Origin of the sequence: Agrobacterium sp. 10MFCol1.1, assembly GCF_000381165.1 — a bacterium.
GTDB classification, from domain to species: Bacteria; Pseudomonadota; Alphaproteobacteria; order Rhizobiales; family Rhizobiaceae; genus Agrobacterium; species Agrobacterium tumefaciens.
In genome coordinates, this window is record NZ_KB906074.1 from 119,725 (window position 1) to 131,937 (window position 12,213).

Annotated in this window: 13 protein-coding genes; 10 read left to right on the forward strand and 3 right to left on the reverse strand. The window is 60.2% G+C overall.

The window, feature by feature from the left end:
- Window positions 1-142 precede the first annotated feature (142 nt).
- From F617_RS0108875 to F617_RS0108885, 3 genes are read left to right on the forward strand one after another with little or no spacing between them, the layout of a single operon-like run.
- Window positions 143-1,036, forward strand: coding sequence for a hemin ABC transporter substrate-binding protein (locus tag F617_RS0108875; RefSeq protein WP_003514008.1), 894 nt, complete (start codon window positions 143-145; stop codon window positions 1,034-1,036).
- Window positions 1,033-2,121, forward strand: a complete 1,089-nt coding sequence (locus F617_RS0108880) for an iron ABC transporter permease (RefSeq protein WP_019565086.1) — start codon at window positions 1,033-1,035, stop codon at window positions 2,119-2,121. Before F617_RS0108875 ends, F617_RS0108880 begins: the two co-directional genes overlap by 4 nt.
- On the forward strand, window positions 2,118-2,900 hold the full coding sequence (locus tag F617_RS0108885) for a heme ABC transporter ATP-binding protein (protein ID WP_019565087.1): 783 nt from the start codon (window positions 2,118-2,120) through the stop codon (window positions 2,898-2,900). The genes F617_RS0108880 and F617_RS0108885 overlap by 4 nt, the downstream gene beginning before the upstream one ends.
- A gap of 71 nt (window positions 2,901-2,971) precedes the next feature.
- Here F617_RS0108885 and F617_RS0108890 read toward each other — a convergent pair whose 3' ends face one another.
- Window positions 2,972-3,328, reverse strand: coding sequence for a YbaN family protein (locus F617_RS0108890; protein ID WP_003514002.1), 357 nt, complete (start codon window positions 3,326-3,328; stop codon window positions 2,972-2,974).
- 259 nt (window positions 3,329-3,587) lie between these two features.
- Between F617_RS0108890 and F617_RS0108895 the strand changes: the two genes are divergently transcribed.
- The 5 genes from F617_RS0108895 to F617_RS0108915 all read left to right on the forward strand — a co-directional run bounded on the left by F617_RS0108895 (window position 3,588) and on the right by F617_RS0108915 (window position 7,782).
- Window positions 3,588-3,983, forward strand: coding sequence for a VOC family protein (locus tag F617_RS0108895; protein WP_003514001.1), 396 nt, complete (start codon window positions 3,588-3,590; stop codon window positions 3,981-3,983).
- Between the two features lie 14 nt (window positions 3,984-3,997).
- Window positions 3,998-4,690 carry a uracil-DNA glycosylase gene (gene ung / locus F617_RS0108900; RefSeq protein WP_019565088.1) on the forward strand — a complete coding sequence of 231 codons (693 nt, stop codon included), beginning with the start codon at window positions 3,998-4,000 and terminating at the stop codon, window positions 4,688-4,690.
- A 121-nt stretch (window positions 4,691-4,811) separates the two neighbouring features.
- Window positions 4,812-5,888 (forward strand): siderophore-interacting protein, encoded by a 1,077-nt coding sequence (locus F617_RS0108905; protein WP_026330750.1) that lies wholly within the window; start codon window positions 4,812-4,814, stop codon window positions 5,886-5,888.
- 165 nt (window positions 5,889-6,053) lie between these two features.
- The gene (locus tag F617_RS0108910; RefSeq protein ID WP_019565090.1) at window positions 6,054-6,998 is read left to right on the forward strand and encodes a VOC family protein; all 945 of its coding nucleotides are present in this window, start codon (window positions 6,054-6,056) and stop codon (window positions 6,996-6,998) included.
- Window positions 6,999-7,167: 169 nt separating this feature from the next.
- Window positions 7,168-7,782, forward strand: coding sequence for an alpha/beta hydrolase (locus tag F617_RS0108915; RefSeq protein WP_019565091.1), 615 nt, complete (start codon window positions 7,168-7,170; stop codon window positions 7,780-7,782).
- Between the two features lie 117 nt (window positions 7,783-7,899).
- Here the strand turns inward: F617_RS0108915 and F617_RS0108920 are convergent, their stop codons facing one another.
- Window positions 7,900-8,484 (reverse strand): transglycosylase SLT domain-containing protein, encoded by a 585-nt coding sequence (locus F617_RS0108920; RefSeq protein WP_013636743.1) that lies wholly within the window; start codon window positions 8,482-8,484, stop codon window positions 7,900-7,902.
- 682 nt (window positions 8,485-9,166) lie between these two features.
- Here F617_RS0108920 and F617_RS0108925 point away from each other — a divergent pair.
- Window positions 9,167-9,700 carry a transglutaminase-like cysteine peptidase gene (locus tag F617_RS0108925; protein WP_026330751.1) on the forward strand — a complete coding sequence of 178 codons (534 nt, stop codon included), beginning with the start codon at window positions 9,167-9,169 and terminating at the stop codon, window positions 9,698-9,700.
- A gap of 53 nt (window positions 9,701-9,753) precedes the next feature.
- Here the strand turns inward: F617_RS0108925 and F617_RS0108930 are convergent, their stop codons facing one another.
- Window positions 9,754-10,641: a DMT family transporter gene (locus F617_RS0108930; protein WP_026330752.1), complete on the reverse strand. Its 888-nt coding sequence runs from the start codon at window positions 10,639-10,641 to the stop codon at window positions 9,754-9,756.
- Window positions 10,642-10,881: 240 nt separating this feature from the next.
- Between F617_RS0108930 and F617_RS0108935 the strand changes: the two genes are divergently transcribed.
- Window positions 10,882-12,180, forward strand: a complete 1,299-nt coding sequence (locus F617_RS0108935) for an adenylosuccinate synthase (protein WP_003513983.1) — start codon at window positions 10,882-10,884, stop codon at window positions 12,178-12,180.
- Window positions 12,181-12,213 lie beyond the last annotated feature (33 nt).

Sequence of the window (12,213 nt, forward strand, 5' to 3'; positions counted from 1 at the left end):
ATGGAAAGAGGCTGACGATAAAGCGAACAATTTTACTCCACTTATCGATTGCGCCTTCTATAAACATGTGCAAATAACTCAAGTTAAATAAGATGGGCAATCCCGTATCCGCCCGTGCCAGCTTGTGTTTCAGGATAGCGTCATGTTGAATTTAAGCCTTCGCTCGTTCGTTTTCGCCGCCCTCGTGCCCGCCGTCATCGCCGTTGCCGCGCCCGGAGCTAGAGCTTCGGACAAGGGCAATCCGGAGGCGAAACGCATCGTTGCAGTCGGCGGTACGGTAACGGAAATCCTTTATGCGCTTGGCGCGAGCGACCGCATCGTTGCGCGTGACAGCACCAGCAGCTATCCGGCGGACGTGCTGTCCAAGCCCGATATCGGCTATATGCGGGCGCTCTCGTCGGAGGGCATTCTGTCGCAGAAGCCCGATCTCATCCTGTCTGAAGACGGGTCCGGCCCGGCGGATGTCGTTGCCATCCTCAAGGCCAGTGCGGTGCCTTTCGTCACCGTCGATACCCCGCCGAGCGGCGACGCCATCCCCAGGAAGATCGAAGATGTCGGTGCGGCAGTTGGTCTTGCCGACAAGGCAAAGGCATTGGCCGCGGAAACCAAAGCCGGGCTTGATGTGCTCGCCAAGGACGTCTCAGCCGTGCCGGAAAAGAACAGGAAGCGTGTGCTCTTCGTGCTCTCCAGCGCGGGCGGTCGCATCATGGCGGCGGGCAAGGGCACCGAAGCGGCGGCGATCATCGAAATGGCCGGCGGCATCAATGCCGCGCAGGAAATCAGCGGGTACAAGCCGTTGACGGATGAGGCGGTCATCGCCTCCGCGCCCGATGTGGTGCTGACCATGGCGCGCGGCGACCATGCCGGCAAGGCGGATGAGATTTTCGCGCTGCCCGCGTTCCAGTCCACGCCGGCTGCTGCGGAGAAGGCGCTGATCAGCATGGACGGGCTTTACCTCATCGGTTTTGGCCCGCGCACGCCCGCCGCCGGTCGTGAACTGGCGCACAAGCTCTACCCTGATGTGGTGAAGCCGTGAGCCTTGCTGCCTTGAGTTCCACGGAGGGCAGGGTTGCCGGTGACAGATCCCGTCAGGGGGTCGTTACCCTTGCCGTGCTCGTTGGCATCCTGCTGTTTGCCTGCGGCGTGTCGCTCGTCAGCGGGCCCACGGGTGTGGGCATTTCCGAACTCTGGGCCTATCTGACTGGCAGCGCGGATCAACTCGATGCGCGTGATAAAGTCATTCTCGAGGCGGTGCGACTGCCGCGCACGGCGCTCGGCATGTTGATCGGTGCTGGGCTTGGCGTCTCGGGCGCCATGATGCAGGGTCTTTTCCGCAATCCGCTGGCCGATCCCGGCATTGTCGGTGTCACCTCGGGTGCAGCACTTTTTGCGGTTGCGGCCATTTCTCTTGGGGAAGGTGCGCTTGCAACCGTCGCCGTATTTTTCGGCCCGCATTTTCTGCCGCTGATGGCGTTTTTCGGCGGGCTTTTGAATACCTGGCTGCTTTACGTCATTGCCACAAGGGATGGCGCCACCTCCACGACGACGCTTATTCTGGCCGGCATTGCGGTTGCGGCGATCAGCGGTGCGCTGACCGGCCTGATGATTTTTGTGGCCGATGACCGGGCGCTCCGCGACATCACCTTCTGGTCTCTCGGTTCGCTTGGTGGGGCCACCCCTGCCAAGGTTCTCGCCACCTTGCCCTTCATCGTCGTCGTGCTTGCCATCATTCCCTTTGTCGCAAGGGGGCTGGATGCGCTGATCCTTGGCGATGCGGCGGCCTTTCACATGGGCATTCCCGTGCAGCGGCTGAAGCGAGTCGTCATTCTGGCCGTTGCCGCTGCCTGCGGGGCAAGCGTGGCGGCTGCCGGCTCCATCGGTTTTGTCGGGATCGTCGTGCCGCATCTGCTGCGGCTTGCCATTGGCCCATCGCACCGCTTCCTGCTGCCGGCCTCTGCACTTGGCGGGGCCGCACTTCTGCTTCTCGCCGACAGTTTTGCCCGCACGGTTGCGGCACCGGCGGAATTGCCCATCGGTGTGGTCACCGCGCTGATCGGCGCGCCGGTCTTCCTGTTCCTGCTGCTTGGCCGCGGCGGATTTTCCATGCGGAACATGTCATGATCCAGGCCGAAAACCTCACCCTCATCCGCTCCGGCCGCCGTCTGCTCGACGAGGTCTGCGTCGATCTGAAGCCCGGCAAGGTCAATGTCATTATCGGTCCGAACGGTGCCGGCAAATCGACGCTGATGAAGGTTCTGTCCGGCGAGATGCGTGCCGAGGCCGGTTCAGTGACCTATAATGATGTTGCCCTGCCGTTGTTTACGCCGGTTCAGCTTGCGCGCATCCGCGCCGTTCTGCCGCAGAATACCCAGCTTGCCTTTCCTTTCACCGCGCTCGAAATCGTGCGCATGGGCGCTGTCGCGCAAGGGTCGCGCGCGCCGGAAGAGCAGGCCCGCCGGGCGCTCGCCAGGGCGGGGCTTCGCGGGTTCGAGCAGCGCTCCTACAACATGCTGTCTGGCGGCGAGCAGCAGCGCGTGCAATTTGCCCGCGCTCTCGCCCAGGTGCCGCATCCCGTGGAAAACGGCGAGGTGCGGGCTCTCTTTCTCGACGAGCCGACGGCCAGTCTCGATATCGGCCACCAGATCGCGGTGCTGGAAACGGCGCGGGATTTCGCTATTGGCGGCGGTCTCGTGCTTGCCATCCTGCACGATCTCAACCTTGCGGCAGAATTTGCCGATCAACTTATCGTCATGCATGGCGGCCGGGTAACGGCGAGCGGTCCATCGCTGGATACGATCAGCGACGAGACGATTGCAAGGGTCTATGGCATTGGCGGCGTCGTCGGACGTCTGCCGGCGCGGCATATTCCTTATGTGCTGCCGCAGTCGAGGCATCGCTAGAGCATTTCCAGGAAAAGTGGAACCCGGTTTTCCGTCAGGAAATGCGACAAGGCTCTAAAGGTGATGTCGCCTCAGCTTTCCGGCCGGGTGACGATGAAGAGTGCAGAGCCGAGCATGACGGCGGCAACGATTGCCGCGCGCAGAGCCGGCGGGTCGCTCAGGAACCAGAAGGCGGCATAACTCGCACACATGGCCGACAGGGCCGCAATCTTCGCCTTGCGGGCAATTGCGCCGCGTTCGCGCCATTGCCGAAGCGACGGGCCGAATCGGGGGTGGGTCAGAAGCCACGCCTCGAGTTTCGGTGAGGAGCGGGAAAAGCACCAGAGCGCCAGCAGCAGAAATGGCGTGGTGGGCAAAACGGGAAGAAACGCGCCGACGATGCCGGTCGCGACCATAAGCCAGCCAAGACAGAGGTACAGAAGGCGCATGGATATGCCGGTATCATGAGTTCTCTACTCAGGATAGAGCGGCGGGGCGAAATGTGAGGGCCATTTTGACCGGAAAGCCCGCGTGTCCACGTCATGCGCCAACTGTTTCGCCATCACATTTGCCGTGATCGGGCGGTTTCCCCTGCTCCTTAATCCGTCTTTAGGGTTGAAAGCACGGCACTCTGTCTTTATCCCGTTGGTCCGCAATGTCCGGAGCACAACCGGACGACGACGAGATAAGAAGCAGAAGGAAAACACCATGGCCAAGCTGATCCACTCGATGGTCCGGGTGCTGGAAGAAAAGCGTTCGGTGGAGTTTTACAAGCAGGCTTTCGGGCTTGAGATTGCGGAACGTGCCGAGTTCGAAAATTTCACGCTGATCTATCTCAGCAATGCCGAAGGCGATTTCGAGCTGGAGCTGACTGTCAACCGGGGTCGCGAAGTGCCCTATGCGCTGGGTGACGGCTACGGCCATCTCGCGGTCAGCGTTGCCGATGTGGATGCCGAACATCAGCGTTTCATCGAGCTTGGCCTGTCTCCGGGCAAGATCATCGAAGCCGACCATAAAGGTCAGCCTTTCGCGAAATATTTCTTCATTTGCGATCCGGATGGCTACAAGATCGAAGTGCTGCAGCGCGGCAACCGGTTCAAGTAACAAAGAGGCACATCATGGCAGAGGCAGGCGTCAAACTCGAAGACAGCTGGAAACGTGTTCTTTCCACCGAATTCGCCAGCCCCTACATGCAGAAGCTCAAAGATTTCCTGCTTGCCGAAAAAACTGCTGGCAAGCACATCTTTCCCAAGGGTGCCGAATATTTCCGGGCGCTGGATCTGACCCCGCTCGACAGGGTCAAGGTCGTCATTCTGGGGCAGGACCCCTATCATGGGGTTGGCCAGGCACATGGGCTTTGCTTTTCGGTGCAGCCCGGCGTGCGCATTCCGCCCTCGCTCGTCAATATCTACAAGGAATTGCAGAGCGATCTGGGCATCCGCCCCGTCAGTCACGGTTTTCTGGAAAGCTGGGCGAAACAGGGCGTGCTTTTGCTCAACAGCGTGCTGACGGTGGAAGAATCGCGCGCTGCCTCGCATCAGGGGCAGGGCTGGGAAAAGTTCACCGATGCCGTCATCCGCGCCGTCAATGACGAATGCGAGCATGTGGTGTTCCTGCTCTGGGGTTCCTATGCCCAGAAGAAGGCGGCTTTCGTGGACCAGAAAAAACACCTCGTGCTGCGCTCGACGCACCCTTCGCCGCTTTCGGCCCATAACGGCTTTTTCGGCAATGGCCATTTTTCCAAGGCAAACGCCTTCCTGGTATCCCATGGCCGTGAGCCTATCGACTGGCAATTGCCGGAAACTGCTTAAGCAACCTTCCAGCCTCCTCCGTCATGCCGGCTCAAGACGGGCATGACGGGGAGTGCAGCAAACATCTTTACAGCGCAGTCGGGTCCGGTTTAAGAATACTCGACTACAAAGTGAAGGATTTGTGCCCGTGTCTCTCCTGTCTGCAGAAACCTCTGTCTCGCTGCCCGATCCCGCATCGATCGTCGATGCTTTCGAGGATCATTTTTCGGAGCATATGGAGATGGAGCGGGAAGGGACGACGGTGCGTTTCAAGGCGGAATATGGCCATGGCAGCTTCAGCGCCGAAGGTGGCCGGTTCGCCGCCCGGGTAAGCTGCGTTTCGGAACATATATTGACGTCGGTCAAGGCCATGGTGGCTGAGCATATCGTTGAGTTTTCCGGCAAGACGGGACTCGATTTCCGTTGGAGCGGACACGGCGCCTATCAGCGCGAGCTACCCAATCTCTTCGTCGGCAAGGTTGCCCGCGCCTATAATCTGACGCCGCATATGCGCCGTCTCGTGGTGTCCGTCGAAAGCGGTATTGAAAGGCTTGTCACCGGCGGCATGCATGTTCGCCTGCTGCTGGTTCCCGATCAGGCGCGCGCTGCGGTCTGGCCTTACCTCGCGCCCACCGGCGCGATCGTCTGGCCGGCGGGCGACGATCTTCTGACGCGGCGCGTCTATACCATCCGCTCCGGCGATGGCGGCCGCGGTGAGGTGGATATCGATTTCGTCATGCATGAGGGCGATGACATGCCGGGCGCAAATTTTGGCGCGACGGCAAAGCCGGGCGACGTTCTCGGCATCATCGGTCCGAGCGGCACTTGCCCGGAAGCGGAGCGTTACGTCTTTGCCGGCGACGAGACCGCGCTGCCGGTGATGCTGCGCATGGCGGCGGAAATGCCTGTTGGCAAGACGCTCAGTGTCTATGCCGAGATCGACAACGAGGCGGAACGGCAGGAGATCGTCTGCGCCGCCAATGTCGAATGGACATGGCTTTATCGGCGCGGCAAGCCCGCCGGCACATCGGGCCTTATCGAACAGGCGTTGCGCGGCCATGCCTGGACGGGCGAGCATGACGGCCTGCATGTTTTCGTTGCCTGCGAGAAGTCCGAGGCGAGGGCGGCGAAATCCTTCCTCACTGATGAGATCGCCTTCCCCAAGGCATCGCTGCGCGCAGTCGGTTACTGGAGCATGGGCCTCGCCGACGATCATTGAGGCATGCCTCTATCGACTGGGTTGAACAGTCGGTTTTATCGTTCACCAATCGGGAACAATCCGTTCCTGTTGCCGGTCTATGCCCGCAGCACTTCTTACCCCATCTTCACGCCATGAACACGGCTGGCCCGATTAACGGGCCGCCAGGGCGAAAAGGGGTTTATCATGTTGAACCAGATCAAGGGCCTGCACCACGTCACCTCCATGGCCGGTAGTGCGCGCCAGAACAACGGCTTTTTCACCGATACGCTCGGCCTGCGCCGGGTGAAGAAGACGGTCAATTTCGATGCACCGGATGTCTACCATCTCTATTATGGCGATGAGGTCGGCACGCCCGGCTCCGTCATGACCTATTTTCCGTTCCCGCACATTGCCCGTGGTCGTCCCGGCACCGGCGAAGTGGGCACAACGCTGTTTTCCGTCCCGGAAGGCTCGCTCGGCTACTGGAGGGATCGTCTTTCCAAGGCGGGCGTGGACGGTCTGAAGGCTGACGAGGCATTCGGCAACAAGCGCCTGCATTTTGCAGGTCCCGATGGTGATGGTTTCGCGCTGGTCGAGATCAAGGATGATGCCCGTTCGCAGTGGACCGGCAATGGGGTCAGTACGGATCAGGCGATCCACGGTTTTCAGGGCGCCTCCTTGCGCCTTCGTGACGAAGGGGCAACCGCCGAGCTTTTGAAGTTCATGGGTTATGAGGAAGTGGACCGCCAGGATGGCGTGCTGCGTCTCGGCATGCCCGGCGGCAACGGTGCTGATGTCATCGACATCGAAACCATGCCGAACATCTCCGGCGCGCGCCTCGGCGCGGGTTCGGTGCACCACATCGCCTTTGCGGTCGAAAACCGCGAAAAGCAGCTCGAAGTCCGCAAGGCGCTGATGGATACCGGCTATCAGGTGACCCCGGTGATCGACCGCGATTATTTCTGGGCGATCTATTTCCGCACGCCCGGCGGCGTGCTGTTCGAAGTGGCCACCAACGAGCCCGGTTTCGACCGCGACGAGGACACGGCGCATCTCGGCGAGGCGCTGAAGCTGCCGACCCAGCACGCGCATCTGCGCGCCCAGCTGGAAAAGCAGCTGGAGCCGCTGGGTGACGAGAAGGCGGTTTAACCCTATCGGACCTGGCCATCCTTTGGCGAAACGTTTGCCACTCTTTTCTTCTCCCCGTCCGGGGAGAAGACGACACGCTGAAACCTCTCGCTCGACATGTGATGCCCAATGCCTTGCGGCAGAGTGAGTTCGGTATCGCTGCATTTCTCCTTTCAGAAAGGATTATCCAATGACCAAAGACACATATTTCCACAAATCCCGTGCCGGCGTTGCGGGTGCACCGCTTTTCGTCGTGCTGCACGGCACCGGCGGTGATGAAAACCAGTTCTTCGATTTCGGCTCGGGCCTGTTGCCGAATGCCACGATTGTCTCGCCGCTCGGCGATGTCGCCGAACATGGCGCTGCGCGGTTTTTCCGGCGCACGGGTGAGGGCGTTTACGACATGGCCGATCTAGAGCGGGCAACAGCCAAGCTGGCGGATTTCGTCAAAGCCAACCGGGAGCACTATCAGGCTGGTCCGGTTATCGGTCTCGGTTTTTCCAACGGCGCGAATATTCTCGCAAATGTGCTGATCGAACAGGCGGAGCTTTTTGATGCCGCCGTGCTGATGCATCCGCTCATCCCGTTCGAGCCGCAGGCGGCTGCGGCCAAATCCTCGCGCCGGGTGCTGATCACGGCCGGAGAACGCGATCCCATCTGCCCGGTGCCGCTGACGAAGGCGCTGGAAAAGAGCCTGGAAGCGCAGGGCGGCACGGTGAAAACGGTGTGGCATCCGGGCGGGCATGAAATCCGTTCGAACGAGATCGAGGCGGTGCGGGAGTTTCTGGCGCCTTATGGAGGGTAGCTTTCTGCCCGGCCTCCTTCCTCACCGTCATGCCGGATCTAGTCCGGGGTGACGGTGAAGGTAGGTGATCCGCCTTTCCGCATCGCATCCATGCAGAACGATCCTGCTACACCCGCCTCAGCGATATCCGCATTGCTGCAACTGCGCCTCGTAACGCAGCGCCATGTTGGCGGAGCGGCGGGCGGCTTTCTGGACGGCGGAATTGTTGCGCCAGCTTCCCTTGGCGTAACCGGCATGGCCGGAATAATAGGCGAGGTAGAGGTTATAGGGATCGTTCAGCGCAATGCCGTTTTCGCGGCGGCTCTTGGCGTGATACCAGCCGACGAAATGGATCGCGTCGGTGAAATCCGTGCGGCTTGCCGACCAGCGGCCGGTTTCGCGCTTGTAGACTTCCCATGTACCGTCCAGCGCCTGGGCATAACCGTAAGCGGTGGACTGGCGCGTCCAGGGAATGAAGCCGAAGAGTTTGGTGCGCGGCGGGCGGGCATAGGGGCGGAAGGCGGATTCGGTGTAGATCGTTGCCATCATCACCGGCACCGGCACGCCGAACTCCCGTTCGGCTGCCCTCGCGTCACGTCGCCAGTTGTTGAAGAGGCCGTTCCGCTGCTCGAAAATCGCACAGGCATTGGTGACCTGCGACGGTGCGGTTGCGCAACCGGCCAGAACAGTCATCAGTAAAACAACGGCAAATACGCCACGCATCGCGGAACCCTTTCGTTCCGCTATTCTTAAATTGCTAACCATTAACGTCGGGTTTTAAGACAAGGTTAATTCAAATGCCGCCGATCAAGCGCTTGTTAACCCGCTGAAAATTCCTGTGTCCGGGATGCGGCAAAACCATGGGGTAAGTGGCGTTTTTTTCCGGAAATGGCATTGCCGGCATCCCCGCACATCCCCGGTCTCACAAAGCCGCTTATGCTTATCCCATCCCGGTCATCCAGCGTGCGCGCGGCGCAAGGTGGGCGGGGCAGGCGGCCAAAACCGGGGAGTTTCCCGATGTCACGGTTGAGGCGGCCGGCATGTGCTCATCCTCCAAACAGGAACCGGTTTGGCGGGCGGGTCACATGTTGAAGCCGGGGCCGCATCGTCTGCAAAACCCTACTACACCATTTGATACTCCCGCAGCGATGCGGCCCCTTTATCGCTTCTAAGCGTTGCCTCGGTTTCGGGGCGACGGGCGCGGGCTATGTTTCCGGAGAGCCTGCCCCCTGTACAAAAATGAAAACCGATAAAATTGTAGCAATCGGCTTAAAGCGGCTGAAAACAGTGCTGTGCCATTGTGGGATCACAGACAAGGAGCGGACAACCTGCAAGGACGGGGCCGCTGCGGAAAACAGAAATCGAGACCGGCACAAGCCGGCGGATCGTCAAACGGGGTATGAAAATGCTGAAGAAGATTATTGCTGCCGCCATCTGCGGAATTGCCATTGCTTCCATGTCCACTCATGCCGATGCGGCTGGTGCCGCCGGTTTTGCCCGCAGCTTTGCCGCAGCCGAAAAGAGCGCCGTAACACAGATCGGTATTTCGGCGCCCGGCGGTTTTGATGGCTGCGTTCTGTCCGCCGGCCAGTGCGTTTCGACGATTGCCGCGCCGCTGACCGGCGAACGCCGCGATGAACTGCTGCGCGTCAACCGCGATGTGAACGCCACCATGGGCGCACTCGATGATTATTTCTCCGGCTTTTCAGCCGATGTTCCGGCAACGCCTTCGGTAAGCGCCAATGATTGTGGCGATTGTGCCGCGATCAAGCGCACGGCACTGGCCGGTGCCGGCTGGTCTTCCGCAGCACTGCGCCTTGCCTTTTTGCTTGATGATGACGGATCGCTCGAAAAGGTGCTCATTGTGAGCACCGACAAGGGCGATATCGTGCTCGGCAACGCCGCTTTCTCTCCGGTTGAGCGCGAAACCGCGCTCTAACCCGAACTTTTCATGCCTGCCAGACTGCGCCGGTTTTCCAGACCCTTACGGGATCAGGAAGCCGGCGATTTTTTTCGTTCCGCCACGGCAATGCCGGCCAGCGCCATCACCAGCGCCGCGATCTGGTAGGGATGCAGGGTTTCGCTGAGGACGATGACGGAGAGAAGCGTGCCGAAGACGGGGACGAGGTTGATGAAAAGGCCGGCGCGGTTGGCGCCGATCTGCTCCACGCCCTTGATGTACAGGATCTGGGCGATGAGCGACGCGAAGATGGCGGCATAGACCACCAGCACCCAACCCTTCTGATCGGGCCAGACGACGTTGTCGCGTGAGATTTCCCAAAAGACCAGCGGGACTGAGGTTAGGAGGGCGAAAAAGGCTGGGATCGCCATCAGCGTGCGCCAGTCCACGATTGGTTTCCAGCGCAGGATGACGGTGTAGATGGCATAGACCAGCACCGCCAGCAGCATGATGGCGTCGCCGGCATTCATCTCCAGTTGCAGCAGCGAGACCGGATCGCCATGCGAGGCGAGAAGCGCCACGCCGGCAATGGTGAGACAGAAACCGGCGATCTGGCCGAACAGCACGCGAGTGCGGAACAGGATGAAGTTCAGCACGAATATGACCATGGGAATGCCCGCCTGGATGACGGCGGCATTGATGGCGGAGGTGTGCTGAAGCGCGGTATAAAGAAAGACGTTGAAGGCGGTGTAACCGACACTGCCGAGCACGAAGAAGTAAGGCAGGCGTTTTTTCACCACCGGCCAGTCCTTGATGAGCTGCGGCACGGAAATAGCGAAGATGATGGCGACGGCCAAAACCCAGCGCAGGAAGGTAAACGCCATGGGGCTGATGTGGCCGACGGCGAGCTTTCCGGCAACGGTATTGCCACCCCAGCAGAGCGTGGCGATGATGAGGGCGAGATAGGCTTTCGAAGGCACGCTGATGTTTCGCTTCTTCAAGGGGCGGGAAAAGGCTAAGGGGTGAATAGCGGCCTTGTGTCCGCGCTTGTCCCCCCACGGGGCGAGATAATGCGGAATTCGACGTTTTGTCACGGAAAAAGCAAAATTCACCATAAGAAACAGGGTCGCTTTCCGTAAAACAACGCAGTATACATTCGCGGGTTTGGGTTTCCCATCGGGTTATCGGGCGCGCAAGCGCCATGAGCAGGAAAGCAAGAAATGACGAATGTTGTGGTGGTCGGCTCGCAGTGGGGCGACGAAGGCAAAGGCAAGATTGTCGACTGGCTGTCCGAGCGGGCAGATGTCGTCGTGCGGTATCAGGGCGGCCACAATGCCGGCCATACTCTTGTCATCGATGGCATCAGCTACAAGCTTTCGCTTCTTCCTTCCGGCGTCGTGCGTCCGGGCAAGCTCGCCGTCATCGGCAACGGCGTCGTGGTCGATCCGCATGCGCTGATCGCTGAAATCGGCCGTCTGGAAGTGCAGGGCGTAAAGGTTACGCCGGAAAACCTGCGCATTGCAGACAATGCCACGCTCATTCTTTCCCTGCACCGCGAACTTGATGGCATGCGCGAAGACGCCGCCTCCAACAGCGGCACCAAGATCGGCACAACGCGCCGCGGCATCGGCCCGGCCTACGAAGACAAGGTCGGCCGCCGCGCCATCCGCGTCATGGATCTGGCCGACATGGAGGCGCTGTCCGCCAAGGTCGATCGCATCCTGACGCATCACAATGCGCTGCGTCGCGGCTTCGGCGCTGCTGAAGTTTCGCATGAAACCATCATGGAAGAGTTGAGCTCGGTTGCAGAACGCATCCTGCCGTTCAGCGAAACCGTATGGCTGCTGCTCGACAAGAAGCGCCGCGCCGGTGCGCGCATCCTGTTCGAAGGCGCGCAGGGCTCGCTGCTCGATATCGACCACGGCACATACCCCTATGTCACCTCTTCCAACACGGTTGCCGGTCAGGCCGCTGCCGGTTCGGGCATGGGTCCGGGTTCGCTGGGTTATATTCTCGGCATCACCAAAGCCTATACGACCCGCGTTGGCGAAGGTCCTTTCCCGACCGAGCTGCATGACGAAATCGGCCAGTTCCTGGGCGAAAAGGGCCATGAGTTCGGCACTGTCACCGGCCGCAAGCGTCGTTGTGGCTGGTTTGACGCAGCGCTGGTGCGCCAGTCAGTCGCCACCAACGGTATCACCGGCATCGCGCTCACCAAGCTTGACGTTCTCGACGGTCTGGACGAGCTGAAAATCTGCGTCGGTTACAAGCTCGACGGGCAGGAAATCGATCATCTTCCCGCAAGCCAGGGTGCGCAGGCTCGTGTCGAGCCGATCTATGTCACGCTGGAAGGCTGGAAAGAATCTACCGTCGGCGCCCGAAAATGGGCGGATTTGCCTGCTCAGGCAATTAAATATGTCCGTCAGGTGGAAGAACTGATCGGGGCGCCTGTCGCGCTTCTGTCGACAAGTCCGGAGCGTGACGACACCATACTTGTGACTGATCCGTTTGAGGACTAATGTCCTCGGCGATCTAGATTCATAAACCATATC

Excerpts from the sequence above, each read along its gene's own strand:
- F617_RS0108875 (WP_003514008.1), top strand. The coding sequence starts at position 143 with ATGTTGAATTTAAGCCTTCGCTCGTTCGTTTTCGCCGCCCTCGTGCCC.
- F617_RS0108885 (WP_019565087.1), top strand. The coding sequence starts at position 2,118 with ATGATCCAGGCCGAAAACCTCACCCTCATCCGCTCCGGCCGCCGTCTG.
- F617_RS0108920 (WP_013636743.1), bottom strand. The coding sequence starts at position 8,484 with ATGCGTGGCGTATTTGCCGTTGTTTTACTGATGACTGTTCTGGCCGGT.
- ung (WP_019565088.1), top strand. The coding sequence starts at position 3,998 with ATGGCAGAGGCAGGCGTCAAACTCGAAGACAGCTGGAAACGTGTTCTT.
- F617_RS0108910 (WP_019565090.1), top strand. The coding sequence starts at position 6,054 with ATGTTGAACCAGATCAAGGGCCTGCACCACGTCACCTCCATGGCCGGT.
- F617_RS0108915 (WP_019565091.1), top strand. The coding sequence starts at position 7,168 with ATGACCAAAGACACATATTTCCACAAATCCCGTGCCGGCGTTGCGGGT.
- F617_RS0108895 (WP_003514001.1), top strand. The coding sequence starts at position 3,588 with ATGGCCAAGCTGATCCACTCGATGGTCCGGGTGCTGGAAGAAAAGCGT.
- F617_RS0108925 (WP_026330751.1), top strand. The coding sequence starts at position 9,167 with ATGCTGAAGAAGATTATTGCTGCCGCCATCTGCGGAATTGCCATTGCT.
- F617_RS0108935 (WP_003513983.1), top strand. The coding sequence starts at position 10,882 with ATGACGAATGTTGTGGTGGTCGGCTCGCAGTGGGGCGACGAAGGCAAA.
- F617_RS0108890 (WP_003514002.1), bottom strand. The coding sequence starts at position 3,328 with ATGCGCCTTCTGTACCTCTGTCTTGGCTGGCTTATGGTCGCGACCGGC.